This is a genomic window from Roseburia zhanii, assembly GCF_014287635.1.
Taxonomy (GTDB): domain Bacteria; phylum Bacillota; class Clostridia; order Lachnospirales; family Lachnospiraceae; genus Roseburia_B; species Roseburia_B zhanii.
Window position 1 is genome coordinate 69,360 of sequence record NZ_JACOPH010000008.1, and the last position, 18,243, is coordinate 87,602.

At 40.3% G+C, this 18,243-nt stretch carries 15 protein-coding genes; 14 read left to right on the top strand and 1 reads right to left on the bottom strand.

Translation table 11 applies throughout. The annotated features are described in order from the left end of the window. The first annotated feature begins 14 nt into the window (after window positions 1-14). The 14 genes from H8S17_RS10295 (at window position 15) to H8S17_RS10360 (ending at window position 17,842) form a co-directional block, all read left to right on the top strand. Window positions 15-392 (top strand): GntR family transcriptional regulator, encoded by a 378-nt coding sequence (locus tag H8S17_RS10295; RefSeq protein WP_186867241.1) that lies wholly within the window; start codon window positions 15-17, stop codon window positions 390-392. Then, window positions 389-1,288, top strand: a complete 900-nt coding sequence (locus H8S17_RS10300; RefSeq protein ID WP_186867242.1) for an ABC transporter ATP-binding protein — start codon at window positions 389-391, stop codon at window positions 1,286-1,288. Before H8S17_RS10295 ends, H8S17_RS10300 begins: the two co-directional genes overlap by 4 nt. Then, complete coding sequence (locus H8S17_RS10305; protein ID WP_186867243.1) at window positions 1,263-3,182, top strand: ABC-2 transporter permease; 1,920 nt, start codon at window positions 1,263-1,265, stop codon at window positions 3,180-3,182. The genes H8S17_RS10300 and H8S17_RS10305 overlap by 26 nt, the downstream gene beginning before the upstream one ends. A 179-nt stretch (window positions 3,183-3,361) precedes the next feature. After that, window positions 3,362-4,675, top strand: coding sequence for a DUF512 domain-containing protein (locus H8S17_RS10310; protein ID WP_178050310.1), 1,314 nt, complete (start codon window positions 3,362-3,364; stop codon window positions 4,673-4,675). A 17-nt stretch (window positions 4,676-4,692) separates the two neighbouring features. Next, window positions 4,693-6,018: a ribosome biogenesis GTPase Der gene (gene der / locus H8S17_RS10315; protein WP_186867244.1), complete on the top strand. Its 1,326-nt coding sequence runs from the start codon at window positions 4,693-4,695 to the stop codon at window positions 6,016-6,018. A gap of 1 nt (window position 6,019) precedes the next feature. Continuing rightward, on the top strand, window positions 6,020-6,700 hold the full coding sequence (locus H8S17_RS10320; protein ID WP_186867245.1) for a glycerol-3-phosphate acyltransferase: 681 nt from the start codon (window positions 6,020-6,022) through the stop codon (window positions 6,698-6,700). Then, window positions 6,700-7,713 (top strand): NAD(P)H-dependent glycerol-3-phosphate dehydrogenase, encoded by a 1,014-nt coding sequence (locus H8S17_RS10325; protein WP_186867246.1) that lies wholly within the window; start codon window positions 6,700-6,702, stop codon window positions 7,711-7,713. Before H8S17_RS10320 ends, H8S17_RS10325 begins: the two co-directional genes overlap by 1 nt. Before the next feature lie 7 nt (window positions 7,714-7,720). Beyond that, window positions 7,721-8,155: a dUTP diphosphatase gene (locus tag H8S17_RS10330; RefSeq protein WP_186867247.1), complete on the top strand. Its 435-nt coding sequence runs from the start codon at window positions 7,721-7,723 to the stop codon at window positions 8,153-8,155. A 216-nt stretch (window positions 8,156-8,371) separates the two neighbouring features. Beyond that, window positions 8,372-9,484, top strand: coding sequence for an ABC transporter ATP-binding protein (locus H8S17_RS10335; protein ID WP_186867248.1), 1,113 nt, complete (start codon window positions 8,372-8,374; stop codon window positions 9,482-9,484). Window positions 9,485-9,626: 142 nt separating this feature from the next. Beyond that, window positions 9,627-10,739: a PucR family transcriptional regulator gene (locus tag H8S17_RS10340; RefSeq protein ID WP_186867249.1), complete on the top strand. Its 1,113-nt coding sequence runs from the start codon at window positions 9,627-9,629 to the stop codon at window positions 10,737-10,739. 191 nt (window positions 10,740-10,930) lie between these two features. Next, window positions 10,931-12,853 (top strand): DNA gyrase/topoisomerase IV subunit B, encoded by a 1,923-nt coding sequence (locus H8S17_RS10345; RefSeq protein WP_178051828.1) that lies wholly within the window; start codon window positions 10,931-10,933, stop codon window positions 12,851-12,853. Between the two features lie 47 nt (window positions 12,854-12,900). Further along, window positions 12,901-15,141, top strand: coding sequence for a DNA gyrase/topoisomerase IV subunit A (locus tag H8S17_RS10350; RefSeq protein ID WP_186867250.1), 2,241 nt, complete (start codon window positions 12,901-12,903; stop codon window positions 15,139-15,141). A gap of 81 nt (window positions 15,142-15,222) precedes the next feature. Continuing rightward, window positions 15,223-16,515, top strand: a complete 1,293-nt coding sequence (locus tag H8S17_RS10355; protein WP_186867251.1) for a bifunctional folylpolyglutamate synthase/dihydrofolate synthase — start codon at window positions 15,223-15,225, stop codon at window positions 16,513-16,515. Beyond that, on the top strand, window positions 16,496-17,842 hold the full coding sequence (locus tag H8S17_RS10360; protein WP_243238058.1) for a glutathione synthase: 1,347 nt from the start codon (window positions 16,496-16,498) through the stop codon (window positions 17,840-17,842). The genes H8S17_RS10355 and H8S17_RS10360 overlap by 20 nt, the downstream gene beginning before the upstream one ends. On the opposite strand, the gene H8S17_RS10365 is transcribed toward H8S17_RS10360, so the two are convergent. Beyond that, the gene (locus H8S17_RS10365; protein WP_178051832.1) at window positions 17,839-18,228 is read right to left on the bottom strand and encodes a helix-turn-helix domain-containing protein; all 390 of its coding nucleotides are present in this window, start codon (window positions 18,226-18,228) and stop codon (window positions 17,839-17,841) included. The genes H8S17_RS10360 and H8S17_RS10365 overlap by 4 nt on opposite strands. Between the last annotated feature and the right edge of the window lie 15 nt (window positions 18,229-18,243).

Below are 18,243 nucleotides of genomic sequence, written 5' to 3' on the forward strand. Positions count from 1 at the left end.
CAGGAGGTATCAGATTGCTGCAACTAAATTATAGAGATGCAAAACCCATTTATGAGCAGATCAAAGATGGCATCAGGCGGCTTTTACTGTCAAATGCGATCGAGGCAGATGAGAAACTGCCATCTGTCAGGGAGTTAGCGTCAAGTCTTGCAATTAATCCAAATACAATACAGCGGGCATATCGGGAACTAGAAGCAGAAGGTTATGTTTATACCAAGCAGGGCAAGGGTACATTTGCTTCTGCGACAGCAATGGTATGTCAGATGCGTAAACAGGAATTATTAGTAGAATTTGATGATGTGGTATCAGAACTGTTTATACTTGATGCATCAGTCGAAGAATTAGGAAACCGCATGGAAAATCTGAAGAATGGGGAGGAAAAGATGAAATGATCGAAGTGAATAATCTTGTAAAAGAATTTGATGGATTTCGTGCTTTAGATGGTACAGATATGCATGTAAAAAAAGGTGCTATTTATGGTTTAGTCGGGCCAAACGGAGCAGGAAAATCAACACTGATACGTCATTTGACAGGTATTTACAGACAAAATGAGGGAACAGTAAAGATCGCAGGAGAAGACGTATATGAAAATCCGCATATAAAAGAAAAGTTTGCATTCATACCGGATGATATCTTTTATTTCATGCAGGCAGATGTAATGGAAATGAAGCGGTTTTATCAGGGCATGTATCCCAAATTTGACGATAAGATGTTTTACCGCCTGATGGAATATTTCCCAACCATCAATCCCAAAAAGAGTATCCGCAGTCTTTCAAAAGGAATGCAGAAACAGGTGGCATTCTGGTTAGCAATCTGTACAAGACCGGAACTTTTGATCTTAGATGAACCGGTAGATGGATTAGATCCTGTGATGCGCCGGCAGATCTGGAGTATTGTCATGGCAGATGTGGCAGAACGTGATACCACTGTTTTAGTTTCGTCACATAACTTAAGAGAGTTAGAGGACGTATGCGATCATGTGGGCATCATGCATAAAGGAAAAGTGATCATTGAACGGTCCTTAAGTGAACTGCAGGGAAGTGTCTGCAAGATACAGGTGGCATTTCAGGCAGAAATGCCGAAACTTCCGGAAAACTTTGACGTTTTACACATGTCGAATACCGGAAGGGTTTATACACTGATCGTAAAAGGAAATCCAACAGAAGCAAAGGAGCAGCTTGAAAAAATGCATCCGATGTTGATCGATCTGCTTCCACTGACACTGGAGGAGATTTTCATCTATGAATTAGGAGGAGTAGATTATGAAGTCAAAGACATCCTGTTTTAACAAGACGATTTTTAATAAAAATTTTACCCATTTCTGGCCGATCTGGCTGATCGTCATGGGCTGGAATCTGTTTATACTGCCGTTTATGATCTATAATAATTCCCTGCAGTATAAAATGATGACAGGACTTACAGAAAAAGAATTGGCAGCAATGAAAGAAACGGATATCATATCTGCAGTAAGTGTCTATATATCACCGGCGGTTCTCTTCGCTTTTTCAGTGATAGCAGCGATGGCGGTTTTTTCGTATTTGTATAACTCACGTTCTGCAAATACGATCCATGCCCTTCCGGTCACCAGAAAAGAACTGTTTATCACAAATTATCTGTCAGGACTTTTATTCTTATTAGTTCCTGAATTTGTAGGATTTTTGACAGGAACATTAGTCAGTGCAGGATGCGGATATACCAGCATGAACTATCTGCTGCAGGGATTTTTATTTGCATGTGGCATCAGTTTCTTTTTCTATACTTTTGCAGTATTTATCGGAATGTTTACCGGACAGCTTTTTGCCATTCCGGTATTTGCATTGATCATCAACTTTTTGTATGTAGGATATAAATTTATTTTTGTAAATCTGGTGGCACAGATTTCCTATGGTTTGTCGGGAGATTATAACAATAGTGCTTTAGACGTTTTATCACCGCTATTTTATATGAGCAGAAAAGTTACGACAAATATCGATTATCAGGGAGAATATCCGGTATGTAATGGAATATCAGGAGCTAATGTTGTGATTGGATATGCACTCTGTGCAGTTGTATTGATCGTTTTTGCTTATCTGATCTATAAATCAAGAAATATGGAAACAGCCGGGAACCTGATCGCTATTTCGTGGATTGGTCCGTTCTTCCGCTGGGGTGTTGCTTTATGCGGTGGCACTTTATTTGGTGCGATCTTCAGCAGCATCTTTAATATCAGAGGTGCAACACAGGTATTTATCATGCTGGCACTGAGCACATTGATCTTTGGCGCAGTATTTTTCTTTGCGGCACAGATGTTTTTAGAAAAAGGTTTCCGTGTATTTACGAAAAAACGCATGATAGAGTGCGGTGCATTTGTGGCAGTGTTTTTCGTAGTCCTGATCGGTATCGAATGTAACTGGTTCGGACAGGAGAGTAAATTACCGGATACGGATAAAATTGAAAGTGCATATATTAACTGTGCATATCCGGTAGGTGGCAAAGATACACAGTTGATTGAGGAAATAAAGGATATCCACAAACAGATCATAGATTCCAAAAAGAAATTTGAAAGTTATGCAGCAGCGAACGAAGACGTTTCATGGGTAAATATCAAATACTATCTGAAAGACGGCTCTGTATTAAGGCGGACTTATACGATTCCGGCAACAGACGATATGTTAAAGGATCCGGAAAGTGCATATGGTAAAGTTGCAGAAATGATGTCAGATCCGGATGCTTACTTAAAGAATGTATTCGGGTTCAACTATGATCAGATGACGATAGATGAAGGGTACATTGATGGTACCAGAGGCAGTACGGATGAGTATTGGAGATATGATCTTTCAAAGGAAAATACAGAAAAACTCTATCAGGCATTTGTAGCGGATCTTAAGGCAGGAAATTATAAAGAGTATCTGCTTAGTAATATGAGTACCGGTACGGATTATCAGGATATCACATATGTCAGTACGATCAATATAGATTATTCATGTATAAAGGGTATTATAAATATGTATAACCTGTATAGCAGAGATTCTTATCCAGAACCCTATAATACTGATTCTACAGCATGTATCAGCTTTGATAAAAATTGTAAAAATATCATTTCCACATTGATCGAGTTAGGTGTGATTGAAAGTGAAGATGATTTAGTGACGGTCACAGAACAGAACAGTGATGCTGAGGGAACTGTCGACGCAGATTATTAAAAATGATGGAATGATGAGCAGTCCACTTTTGCAAAGTAAAATTTGCAGGGGACTGCTCCTTTCTGCTTTTAAAGGCAGTGCAAATATGCAATGTTTTTCCTGTCAGATTTGAATAAGGTTGTTATTCTTCTTATTTTATTGTAAAATAGTTACTATTAAATGAAGTTAAGGAGTACGATATGGCAAAAGAGCATGTGATAGACCGGGTGGAACCGGGCAGCATCGCAGAGGAACTTGAACTTGAAAAGGGAGATGTGCTTTTGTCTATAAACGGACAAAAAATAGAGGATGTATTCGACTATCATTATCTGGTCAATGACGAGGAACTGACTGTTGTTGTAAGAAAAAAAGATGGCGAAGAATGGGAATTAGAGATAGAAAAAGATTACATGGAGGACTTAGGCATCGAATTTGAGAACGGACTGATGGATGATTACCGTTCCTGTCAGAATAAATGTATGTTCTGTTTTATCGATCAGATGCCAAAAGGAATGCGTGAAACGTTATATTTTAAAGATGATGATTCCAGACTTTCTTTTTTGCAGGGAAATTATGTAACACTTACAAATATGAAGGATAAGGATATCGAACGGATCATTCACTATCATTTAGAGCCGATCAATGTTTCTGTGCATACGATGAACAAAGAACTGCGGTGTAAGATGTTACACAACCGTTTTGCAGGAGATGCATTAGATAAGATGCAAAGACTGTTAGAGGCGGGGATAGAGATGAATGGTCAGATCGTACTCTGCAAAGGAATTAACGACGGAGCAGAGTTAGAATACAGTATTCAAAAACTGACAGAGTATATACCATATATGCAGAGCCTTTCTGTTGTTCCGGTCGGACTGACAAAGTACAGAGAAGGGCTTTATCCGTTAGAGCCATTTGAAAAAGAAGATGCAAAAGAAGTACTTGGCATTATCCATAAGTGGCAGGATTATTGTATGGAGAAATATCAGACTCATTTTGTACATGCCGGAGATGAGTGGTATCTGTTAGCCGAAGAAGATATGCCGGACGAAGATAATTACGATGGCTACCAGCAGTTAGAAAATGGTGTCGGAATGATGCGGCTGTTAGAGAATGAATTTATGGAAACCTTAAATGAAGCAGAGAAAGACGATGACATCTGCCGGACAGTTACATTAGCAACGGGTGTGTCGGCATCCTCATTACTGACCAGATTAAGTAAAAAATTCATGGAGAAATTTCCGAATATAACTGTACAGGTCGTTGTGATCGAAAATCATTTTTTTGGAACAAGGATCACAGTTTCCGGACTTTTGACAGGACAGGATCTTTTAGCACAGCTTAAGGACAGAGAGTTAGGCGATAAGCTGTTACTTCCATGTAATCTGCTTCGCAGCGGTGAAGAAGTTTTTTTAGATGATATGACTTTGACGGAACTGAAAAATGCTTTACAAGTCAAAATAGATATTGTAAAATCAAGCGGGCAAGATTTGCTTGATGCGATTTTAAAGGAATAGAAAAAGGAGTAAGTGATATGAGTAAACCGGTTGTAGCGGTAGTAGGCCGCCCAAATGTAGGCAAATCTACATTATTTAATGTTCTTGCCGGAGAGAGAATTTCTATTGTTAAAGATACACCGGGAGTTACCAGAGACAGGATCTATGCAGATGCTTCATGGTTAGACCGGACTTTTACATTGATTGATACAGGCGGAATTGAGCCGGATAGTAAAGATATTATTTTATCACAGATGCGCGAGCAGGCAGAAATTGCGATCGAAACAGCAGATGTGATCGTATTTATCACAGATGTACGGCAAGGGCTTGTAGATGCCGATGCAAAAGTGGCAGATATGCTGCGCCGGTCGAAAAAACCGGTCGTTTTAGTTGTAAATAAAGTGGACAGTTTTGAAAAATTTATGCCGGATGTGTATGAATTTTATAATCTTGGGATCGGTGATCCGATACCGGTTTCAGCAGCTTCACAGCTTGGGATCGGTGATATGTTAGATGAGATCATCAAACATTTTCCGGATGATGCGGGAAAAGATGAAGAAGATGAACGTCCGCGCGTAGCGATCATCGGAAAACCGAATGTAGGAAAGTCGTCCTTAGTCAACCGTCTGTTAGGAGAAAACAGAGTCATTGTATCCGATATTGCAGGAACGACAAGGGATGCTGTTGATACTGCCATTAAATATAATGGAGAAGAATATGTATTCATCGATACGGCAGGACTCCGCAGAAAGAGCAAGATCAAAGAGGATTTAGAGCGTTACAGTATCATACGTGCAGTGACAGCGGTAGAACGTGCAGATGTCGTCCTGATCGTCATTGATGCGACAGAAGGCGTTACGGAACAGGATGCGAAGATCGCAGGAATTGCACATGACAGAGGAAAAGGTATCATCATTGTCGTAAATAAATGGGATGCCATTGAAAAAGATAATAAGACAATCTACAAACATACAGAGAAGATCCGCCAGATCTTAAGTTTTATGCCATATGCGGAGATCATGTTCATTTCCGCAAAAACAGGTCAGAGGACAGGCAGGATCTTTGACATGATCCGGATGGTCCTTGAAAACAATTCCATGCGTGTGGCAACCGGTGTGTTAAATGAGATCGTTACAGAAGCAGTTGCGATGCAGCAGCCGCCTTCTGATAAAGGAAAACGTTTAAGGATCTACTATGTGACACAGGTGGCAGTCAAACCGCCGACATTTGTTATATTTGTCAACGATAAAGAACTGATGCATTTTTCATATACGAGATATTTAGAAAACCGGATACGCGAGGCATTTGGATTTAAGGGAACCTCTTTGAAATTTATCATCCGGGAGAGAAAGGAAGATAAGTAACATGATCTTAAAACGTATCATAGCAATCGTGATCGGATATATATTCGGGCTGTTTTTATCGGGATATCTGCTTGGAAAAACAAAGCATAAAGATATCACAACAATGGGAAGCGGAAATGCAGGAACGACAAACACACTTCGTATGTTTGGCTGGAAAGCAGGGCTTATCACACTGCTTGGTGATATTTTAAAAACTTTGCTTGCGATTTTTGTGGTCTGGCTTCTGTTCCATCGATCAGAGCCGGAAGGAGTACGTCTGTTAGAATTGTATGCAGGTTTTGGTACGATCCTTGGACATAATTTTCCGTTTTATATGTGTTTACGGAAAGGGGAAAAGAAAAAAGGTGGAAAGGGAATTGCCTGTACAGGGGCACTGATGATCGCTTTCTGCCCGATCGAAGTACCGATCGGTCTGTCAATATTTATCGTGACAGTCATACTTACAAAATATGTATCTTTAGGCTCGATCCTTGGATTGATCAGCTTTTTTATACAGACGGTCGTGTTTGGGGAACTGGGCTGGCTTGATGTGACAACTGCTTATAAGACAGAGATCTATATTCTTGCAGCAGCGATCATGCTGCTTGGGATTGTGCGGCATCATGAGAATATCAAACGTCTTTTAAATGGCACTGAAAATAAATTCAGCTTAAAAAAGAAAGAGGAAGGAACGGAAAAATAATGGCAAATGTAGGGATTATCGGGGCTGGAAGCTGGGGCTGTGCGCTTGCAACCGTATTAGAGAGCAATGGACATTGTGTGAAAGTCTGGTCGATCGTAGAAGCAGAGATTGCCATGTTAAAAGAAAAGCATGAGCATGTCGACAAACTTCCGGGTGTGAAGTTAGCAGATACGATCACATTTACCTGTGATCTGAAAGAAGCGGTCGGGGGCATGGATATGGTGGTTTTAGCGGTACCATCTCCATATACCAGAAGTACAGCAAAGTCCATGGCACCATTTGTAAAAGAAGGACAGATCATTGTCAGTGTAGCAAAAGGAATCGAAGAACACACACTGATGACATTATCAGATATTATCGAACAGGAGATCAAGGCAGCTGATGTAGCTGTTTTATGCGGCCCCAGCCATGCAGAAGAAGTAGGGGCAAAACTGCCGACCACTTTAGTGGCAGGTGCGCATACCAGACAGACAGCAGAGTATGTACAGAGCATTTTTATGAATGAAGTATTCCGCGTGTATACAAGTCCGGATATCCTTGGCATGGAATTAGGCGGAGCCCTAAAAAATGTGATCGCACTTGCAGCGGGCATGGCTGATGGTTTAGGCTATGGAGATAATACAAAAGCTGCCCTGATCACAAGAGGGATCGCAGAGATCGGAAGACTTGCTGTTAAGATGGGAGCGAATATCGAAACAATCAACGGATTAACAGGAATGGGTGATCTGATCGTGACCTGTGCAAGCAGACATTCGAGAAACCGTAAAGCCGGTATGCTGATCGGAGAAGGCTATACGATGCAGGAAGCGATGGATGAAGTGAAGATGGTCGTAGAAGGTGTGTATTCTGCAAAAGCAGCGATCGCATTAGAGCAGAAGTATGAAGTATCCATGCCGATCATCGAACAGGTCAACAAGGTATTATTTGAAGGAAAAACAGCAAAAGAAGCAGTAAAAGAGCTGATGCTTCGGGATAAACGCATGGAACATCAGAATTTGAAATGGGAGCAGTGATCACAAAATGGAAAAAATCAAGATCAAATATTTTACAGATGAGATCGAAAGATTATGTTATATAGACGGTAAATCCGACTGGATCGATCTTCGTGCATCTGAACGTGTGGAGTTGAAAGCAGGTGAGTTTAAACTGATACCGTTAGGGGTAGCGATGGAACTGCCAAAAGGGTATGAAGCACATGTTGTACCGAGAAGTTCTACATTTAAGAACTATGGTATCTTACAGACAAACAGCTGCGGTATCATTGACGGTTCTTACTGTGGTGATGATGATATGTGGCGTCTGCCGGCTTATGCGACAAGAGATACGGTGATCGAGAAGAATGACAGGATCTGCCAGTTCCGTATCGTTGAAAACCAGCCGCAGATCTTATTTGAAGAATGTGTACATTTAGACGGAAAAAACCGTGGTGGATTTGGCAGTACCGGAAAGCAGTAATCGTGATAAAATGTATATAATTTAGGCAGATTGTACAGAAAAGGGATTTGGATTGGTCAGGTTGACGAATGGAAAGTGCATTTTGTGGTATCTTCGTCGATGTTACAAGAAAATACACCAGATTTTGTGTAGTTCTCGGATAGCAAAAAGAAACAAGGTCTGTTAAAGTAATAACATCAATTAGTGAAGAGACTTATTTTAGGAGGAAGAATAGAAATGGCAAGTTTATCATTAAAGCATATTCGCAAAGTATATCCAAACGGATTTGAAGCAGTGAAAGATTTCAATCTTGAAGTTGAAGATAAAGAATTTATCATCTTTGTAGGACCTTCAGGATGTGGAAAATCTACTACATTAAGAATGATCGCAGGACTTGAGGAAATCTCCGGTGGAGAATTTTCTATTGATGGAAAGATCATGAACGATGTAGAACCAAAAGACCGTGATATCGCAATGGTATTCCAGAACTACGCATTATATCCACATATGACAGTATTTGATAATATGGCATTTGGATTAAAATTAAGAAAAGTTCCAAAGGCTGAGATCAAACAAAAAGTTGAAGAAGCAGCAAAAATCCTTGATCTTGACAAATTATTAGACCGTAAGCCAAAGGCTTTATCCGGTGGACAGCGTCAGCGTGTTGCTATGGGACGTGCGATCGTTCGTAATCCTAAGGTATTCTTAATGGACGAACCTTTATCTAACCTTGATGCAAAATTAAGAGTACAGATGCGTTCTGAGATCTCTGCATTACATCAGAGATTAGGCGCAACGATCATTTATGTAACACATGATCAGACAGAAGCTATGACATTAGGAACAAGAATCGTTGTATTAAAAGATGGTGACATCATGCAGGTTGATTCTCCAATCAAATTATACAATGAGCCACAGAACTTATTCGTAGCCGGATTTATCGGATCTCCACAGATGAACTTTATCGATGCAACATGTAAGATCGAGGGAGATAAAGCTACATTAGCATTCGATAAATTTACAGTAACATTACCACCGGCAAAATCTAAGAAATTAGCAGATGGCGGTTACAATGGAAAGACTGTAGTACTTGGTATCAGACCGGATGATTTAGGAGATTCCCCGATCGAACTTGAAACACATAAAGACAGCACAATTGAAACAGATGTAACAGGATATGAATTATTAGGTTCAGAGGTTATCTTGTACTTTAAACTTGGTGATGTAAATATGTGTGCTAAAGTTGATTCAAGAACACCGGCTCGTCTTGGTGATCATATCAAACTTGCTATGGATTCTCAGAAGATCCATGTATTTGATAAAGAAACAGAATTAACAATTACAAACTAATCTGTGCTTACAGGTGTACATATCAGGCTGGGCGTATTTACTACGCCCGGCTTTGTTACATTATAGGGAAGGACGAAAAACGTTAATAAAAGGCGGCTTTCAGTTAATGGGAAAGCTGATATAAACAGGAAGGTGGAAGCATTTGTTATCGAATCATAGAATACAACTGACATTAGAGGAAATGAAAGAGATTTCCAGAATAGATATGGCACTTTATAATGAAAGAGGCAAACTGTTAGCAGCTACATTTGACCAGAGAGAAGATTTAGAGGCAGCAGTTGTCAATTTTTCAGATTCCATGGCAGAAAGCCAGATGCTTGCCGGTTCGCATTTTTTTAAAGTATTTGTCGAAGATGAAGTGAACTATATTCTTTTGGTGAAATCATCAACAGAAGAAGCTTATATGGTAGGAAAGTTAGCGGTATGTCAGATCCGTAATTTAGCAGAAGCCTACAGGGAGCAGTTTGACCGGAATAATTTTATGCAGAACATACTGCTTGGCAATATGCTGGTGGTCGATATGTATAACAAGGCTAGAAAGTTCCATATCGAGCAGACAGAACGTGTCGTATTTGTCATCGAGATCGAGGGCAAAAAAGATGCAAATATCATGGAATTGGTACGGAGTATGTTTGGAACTTCAACGAAAGATTTTATTACGGAAGTAGACGAGCAGAACATCATTATTGTAAAAGATGTACGAGGCTTAAAAGAGGAAGAAGACTTAGAGCAGATCGCCAAAGTGATGCGGGATAACCTGCAGACGGAAGCCATGGTACGTGTACGTGTCGGTTACGGGAACCGGGTGGTGAATCTTCAGGATATTTCAAGGTCATATCAGGAAGCAAAAATGGCGATCGAGGTCGGAAAGATTTTTTATGTTGAGAAAGAAACAATCTCATACAGCAGGCTTGGTATCGGACGGCTGATCTACCAGATCCCGATGAGTCTTTGTGAAATGTTCATAAAAGAAGTATTCGGAGACGAGATACCGGATGTATTTACCGAAGAAAATGTCGTGACGATCCAGAAATTCTTTGAAAATAACTTAAATATTTCAGAAACGGCAAGACAGTTATTTGTGCACCGGAATACGTTAGTCTATCGTTTAGAAAGACTTGAAAAAGCGATCGGACTTGATATCCGTAAGTTTGAAGATGCCATGACATTTAAAATTGCGATCATGGTCTTATCACATATGTCGTACCAGAAAGGGACGAATCTGATGCGCAGGGGACGGGATACGGAGGAGTAAACTTAGAGCATAAGAGAAAGACGAAAAAACATCAGACACGACAGTCTGGTGTTTTTCTTTGAAAAAAATACATTTTTTGGGTGACAGAATATATGTTCTGTGGTAAGATGATGTAAGTGTCAAAATAGGATAAGTACTGTTTCTGCATAAATGGGAAGGAAAGTTGCAGAAATTCAGAAAGGAAGAATGAAATGGCAAAGAGTAATACATATGATGCAAGCAGCATTTCGGTATTAGAGGGGCTTGAAGCTGTCCGGAAAAGACCGGGAATGTATATAGGAAGTGTATCGAGAAAAGGCTTGAATCATTTGATCTATGAGATTGTAGATAACGCAGTAGATGAACATTTAGCAGGATTTTGTGATACGATAGCAGTTACGTTAGAAAAAGACGGTTCCTGTACAGTTGTGGATAATGGACGGGGAATACCGGTCGGAATGCACGCAAAAGGGGTATCAGCAGCGCGTGTTGTATTCTCTACATTACATGCAGGTGGTAAATTCGATGATTCTGTCTATAAGACGAGCGGAGGTCTGCATGGCGTAGGTTCTTCTGTCGTGAATGCACTTTCTACCTATATGGACGTGGAGATCAGCAGAGAAGGCTATGTACACCATGACCGTTATGAAAGAGGCGTAGCAGTAGTAGAATTAGAAAATGGTCTGCTGCCTAAGATCGCTAAGACGAAGAAAACAGGAACAAAGATCAATTTTCTTCCGGATCCTGAGATTTTTGAAAAAACGAGATTTAAAGAAGATGAGGTCAAAAGCAGACTGCATGAAACAGCCTATTTAAATCCAGAACTGACGATCATATATGAAGATAAACGTGGCGGGGAAACAGAGCATATCGTATACCATGAGGAAGAAGGAATCCGTGGATTTGTAAAGGATCTGAACAAGAATGCAGAGGTCATACACGATATTGTATATTTTAAAGGAGAAAGTGAAGGCATTACCGTTGAAGCAGCTTTCCAGTACACCAATGAATTCCATGAAAATGTACTAGGATTCTGCAACAATATCTATAATGCAGAAGGCGGTACGCATCTGACCGGCTTTAAAACGACATTTACGACGGTCATTAACCAGTATGCAAGGGAACTTGGCATCTTAAAAGAAAAAGATGCGAATTTTACCGGAACAGATGTCAGAAACGGCATGACAGCAGTTGTATCAGTGAAGCACCCTGCACCGAGGTTTGAAGGACAGACCAAGACAAAGTTAGATAATCAGGACGCAGCAAGGGCAGCAGGAAAAGTGACCGGAGATGAGATCCAGCTTTTCTTCGATAAAAATTTAGATACATTAAAAGCGGTGATCGGCTGTGCGGAAAAAGCTGCAAAGATCCGTAAGACAGAAGAAAAAGCAAAGACGAATCTTCTGACAAAGCAGAAATTCTCTTTTGATTCCAATGGTAAATTATCCAACTGTGAGAGCAGAGATGCCTCAATCTGTGAAATATTTATCGTAGAGGGAGATTCTGCGGGCGGTTCTGCAAAAACAGCCAGAAACCGTAATTTTCAGGCAATTCTGCCTATCCGTGGTAAGATTTTGAACGTAGAAAAAGCAAGTATTGACAAAGTGCTTGCAAATGCTGAGATCAAGACAATGATCAATGCGTTTGGCTGTGGATTTTCGGAAGGATATGGCAATGATTTTGATATTACAAAACTCCGCTATGACAAGATCATCATTATGGCAGATGCCGATGTAGACGGTGCACACATTTCAACCTTGCTTTTGACATTGTTTTACCGTTTTATGCCGGAACTGATCTTTGAGGGACATGTCTATCTTGCCATGCCGCCTTTATACAAAGCGATCCCATCAAAAGGGCAGGAAGAATATCTCTATGATGATGCCGCTTTAGAAAAATACCGTAAAACACATAAAGGCAGTTTTACCCTGCAAAGATATAAAGGTTTAGGAGAAATGGACGCAGAACAGTTGTGGGAAACTACGCTAGATCCTAAGCGCAGGATCTTAAAGAAAGTGGAGATCGAAGATGCAAGAATGGCATCTGACGTAACAGAAATGTTAATGGGTACAGATGTTCCACCGAGAAAAGCATTTATTTATGAACATGCAAGAGATGCGGAATTAGATATATAAAGAGTGATTGTAAATGTACGGAATAGTTACCAGAAAGGATAACAAAAATGAGTGAAACAGAACAGATTCTCCGCACAGAATATTCGGAGATTATGCAGAAATCTTATATTGATTATGCAATGAGTGTTATTATCGCAAGAGCACTGCCGGACGTGCGTGACGGATTAAAGCCGGTACAGCGCAGAACTTTATATGATATGTATGAACTTGGCATACGTTATGATAAGCCATATCGTAAATGTGCCCGTATCGTCGGAGATACGATGGGTAAATATCACCCGCATGGAGACAGCTCGATCTATGATGCACTTGTAGTCATGGCACAGGAATTTAAAAAGGGAATGCCATTAGTAGACGGACATGGTAATTTTGGCTCGATCGAAGGAGATGGAGCGGCTGCAATGCGTTATACCGAAGCACGCTTAGAAAAGATCACACAGGAAGCTTACCTTGCGGATTTAGATAAAGATGTTGTGGATTTTGGACCAAACTTCGATGAAACAGAAAAAGAGCCGCTTGTACTTCCGGTAAAAGTGCCGAATATCCTGATCAATGGAGCAGAAGGAATTGCAGTCGGTATGGCGACAAGTATTCCACCGCATAATTTTGGTGAAGTGATTGAAGGCGTGAAAGCCTATATGAAAAATCCTGATATCAATACCGAACAGATGATGCAGTATATCAGTGGACCGGATTTTCCGACAGGGGGAATTGTTGTCAATAAAGATGATCTGTTACAGATCTATTCTACCGGAATGGGCAAGATCAAGATCCGCGGCAGGATTGAAATCGAACAGGTCAAAGGCGGCAAAGAACGTATTGTCATTACAGAGATCCCGTATACGATGATCGGTGCCGGCATCGGTAAGTTCTTAAATGATGTATACAATCTGGTAGAAACTAAGAAAACGACAGATATTGTAGATATTTCAAACCAGTCCTCAAAAGAGGGAATCCGTATCGTCATTGAACTGAAAAAAGGGGCAAATGCCACACAGCTTTGCAATCTGCTCTATAAAAAGACAAGATTAGAAGATACCTTTGGTGTAAATATGCTTGCAGTTGCAGAGGGAAAACCGGAAACGATGGGACTTGTGCCGATTATCCGCCATCATGTAAATTTCCAGTATGAGATCGCAACGAGAAAGTATACCACACTGTTAAAAAAGGAATTAGAAAAGAAAGAGATTCAGGAAGGTCTGATCAAAGCCTGTGACGTGATCGATCTGATCATAGAGATCTTACGTGGCAGTAAAAATATCAAAGAAGCAAAAGCCTGTTTAGTAGAAGGAGAAACCGGTGCGATCAAATTTAAGAGTGAAGCATCAAAAAAACAGGCATCTGAACTTCATTTTACAGAACGTCAGGCAACAGCGATCTTAGAAATGCGTTTGTACAAGCTGATCGGGTTAGAGATCGAAGCCCTGTTAAAAGACCATGATACAACGCTTAAGAACATAGCAGAGTATGAGGAGATCTTAAATAACCGTTCTGCCATGGCAAAAGTGATCATTAAGGAATTAGATGCCTTTAAGAAAGAATATGCACAGGAGAGAAAGACAACGATCGAAAACGGTGCAGAGATCGTCTTAGAAGAACCGAAAGTAGAAGAAATGGATGTTGTATTTTTAATGGATCGTTTTGGTTATGCGAGAACGATCGATGTGACTGCATATGAGAGAAATAAAGAAGCTGCGGATAGTGAAAATAAATATGTGATCATTTGTAAGAATACAGACAAGATTGGTATTTTTACAAGTCAGGGACAGATGCATCTGTTAAAAGTAGCCGATCTTCCCTATGGAAAATTCCGCGATAAAGGACAGCCGATCGATAACCTGAGCAATTATAACAGCAGCGAGGAAAATCTGATATTCGTGGCATCATTAGAGCAGATGCGGCTGCATAAAATGCTGTTTGCAACGAAAACAGGTATGTTAAAGATGGTAGACGGCGCAGAATTTGATGTGGCGAAACGGACAACAGCCGCAACAAAATTAAGTGATGGTGATGAAGTCATCAAGATTGGTTTTTATGAGGAAGAAATGCATCTGATCATGCAGTCGAAGAAAGGAATGTTCTTGCGTATTGAGGCAGGCAGTATCCCGGAGAAGAAAAAAGGCGCTGTTGGTGTGCGTGGTATCCGTCTTGCAATGGGCGATGAATTAGAAGAAGTTTATCTGATGCAGGCAGGAGAGAATATCGTTGTTCCATTAAAGGGCAAAGAATTAGAATTAAACCGCCTGCGGGTTGGAAATCGTGATACCAAAGGTGTGAAACATACCTAGGGTAAGATTGTCATTGGCAGAAAGATAAAAACAGATAGACAATAGAGCAGGCATATGCGGCAGAACTTAGGAGATGGTCAGATGAATTATGAAGAAGCAGTACAGTTTCACGAAAAAGCGAAGGAATATGGAAGTATATTAGGGCTTACGAATATCCGTAATCTGATGTATGAATTAGGAGATATCTGGAAAGAATTAAAGATAGTGCATATTGCAGGAACGAATGGTAAAGGCTCGGTAAGCTGTTTTTTAGCATCGGTATTAAAAGAAGCTGGATACCGGGTGGGACAATATAATTCACCAGCGGTATTTGATCCGTTAGAGGTCTATCAGATCAACAGAGAAAAGATCTCGCAAGAAGCGTATGCTGCCTGTATGCAGGAAGTTGCTAAAGCCTGTATGTCCTTAGAACAGCAGGGAAAGCCGCATCCGACAGTCTTTGAAGTCGATACGGCAGCCGCTTTTTTATGGTTTTATAAACAGAAATGTGACATTGTCTTATTAGAAACCGGTATGGGAGGCAGTACCGATGCAACAAATCTGATCGAAGAACCATTGTGCAGCGTATTTGTATCGATCAGTATGGATCATATGTCTTTTCTTGGCGATACATTAGAAAAAATAGCAGAAATTAAATCAGGAATTATCAAATACAAATGTCCGGTCGTAACTGCTGATCAGAAGATAAAAGTGATGCAGGTACTGCAAAAGCGTGCCGGGAAGATGCAGACAGAGATCAGACAGGTGCATGATAGAACACATATCAGAATGGAAGATGGCAGATTATGTTATGAATATCCGGCATCAGGAACAGTTCGTTTATCTATGACTGGAAGTTATCAGGTAGAAAATTCGGCTGTTGCCATTGAAACGATTCGGGTTTTGAGAGAACAGGGGTATCATATCACAGAGGAACAGTTGTTAAATGGACTTTTCATGGCAAACTGGCAGGGCAGATTTGAATGTCTGCAAAAGGATCCGTTATTTTATATTGATGGGGCACATAATGAGGACGCAGCTATAAAATTAAAAGAAACATTAACAACTAATTTTCCAGATCAGAAGCTGATCGGGATCATGGGAGTGATGGCAGATAAAGCTTATCCGGCAATGTTAGGGCATTTGTTACCATTGTTTGAAAAAATATATACTGTAACACCAGAGAATGACAGAGCACTGTCAGCAGAGCAGTTAGCAAGGGAGATCAGAATACAGGGGAAAGATGCCATTGCAGAACAAAGTGTAGGACAGGCAGTAAGAGATGCCTGCAAAGATGCCTTAGAAGAAAGTGGACAGGCAGTTGTGATCGCATTCGGTTCACTTTACTATCTAGGAGAAGTGAGATGTGCATTATATGAAAGCATGGACAGATAATAAAAAGTTAAAACAGGAATTACTAAAAGGAAAATTTGGCATAGAAAAAGAATCTCTGCGTGTGGATGCCAGAGGGTATCTTGCAGCAACACCACATCTTGTCATGGAAGAAGAACAGATCAGCAGAGATTTCTGTGAAAGTCAGGTGGAATTTATCAGCGGTGTACATTTGCAGTTACACGATGCCTGTGATGAGATCTGTGAACTTTCAGCTCTTGTAGAAGAAAAGATCGCCCTTCGGAGAGAGGGAATGGAATTTTTATGGATGTATTCCAATCCACCGGCGTATGATGGCATAGACCAGATTAAGATCGCAGAATTTACCGGTGCCTATGAAGAAAAAACAGAATACCGGAAATACCTTGCGAAAAAGTACGGAAAAGTAAAAATGCTCTATTCAGGCGTACATTTTAATTATTCCCTGCCGGATTCCTTTTTTGATATTTACAAAGATTCTTTTGCCGGAAAAGATAAACAGGCAAAGAAGAACGCATGGTATACAACATTAGCAGATGCATTGATGATGGACAGCTGGCTGATCGTTGCACTGACTGCCGCAAGTCCGGTGGCAGAGGAACGTTTCTTAACAGATATGGAAGTTCCGGAAGAAGAATGGAATACCTATGCTTCTTTTCGTAACAGTCCTTATGGATACTGGAATCTGTTTATACCGGAACTTTCCTATGCAGATTTTGACGGATATATAGAAAGCATTAAGAAATATCTTGCTACAGGGAAGATCAGTTCCATAAAAGAACTGTATTATCCGATCCGTTTAAAGCCTAAAGGAGAGAATACGCTTAGAAATTTAGAAGAAAATGGAATCAACCATATCGAACTGCGTATGCTGGATCTGAATCCGTTCTGCTGTTCCGGTGTGGAGCGAAAAGATCTGATCTTTATCCATCTGTTGATCGCATATCGCAGCACACAGCTTTTATCGATGCTTGAAAAAGAAGATACTCCTGTGGCAGAGCGTATCATAAAAAGAAAGCTTCATGGGATTTTTTTGGAGCAGGTATCAGAAAAAGAGAGGATACAGCTGCATCAAAAGGCTTCAAGAATATCTTTCTGGGAAGAAAATCCAGATTGTAAGACATATGCGTCTGATCTGCTCGCAGAGATGAAGCAGTATTATAAGGAATATACAGCAGATCAGGGATACGTGCCGGCAGGTTATGATATTTTTGAGGTGCTGGATTTTGAAATGAAAAAAATACAAAGACCAGAATGCAGATATGCATTTCAGATAAAAGAAAAGTATCAGCAGAATAGATCAGCAGCAACGTTCTGGGTTAAAAATAACCCAGAAGAAGAAAATAATTAAAAGGCATCTGTATGAGAATCGGCTGCCTTTTGCATTCTTAAATATTTCATTTTAGCAAGCATCAGAAGTTCTTCCTGATCGTCTTTGGAAATATTGCGGAATAATTTTAACATATCCTGTTCCTGTGGGGAAAGATCTGTAGGCGGAGATGTCGTTGGATTCTCCGATATAGAAGATTTCCCTCTTAGAAGATAGTCAATGGAACATTGCAGGACTTCTGAAAGCTGTAGTAAAGTATTCGCTGCCGGAAGGCGGTTTCCACGTTCAATATCACTCATATTACCGGAAGAAATTCCGGTTTTTTCTTTTATATCTAGTTGAGTCAGACGAAGTTCTTTACGTCTTTCTTTGATTCGTTTTCCAATTTCAAGTGTGTCAAGTTCCATAGGTACCTCCATATT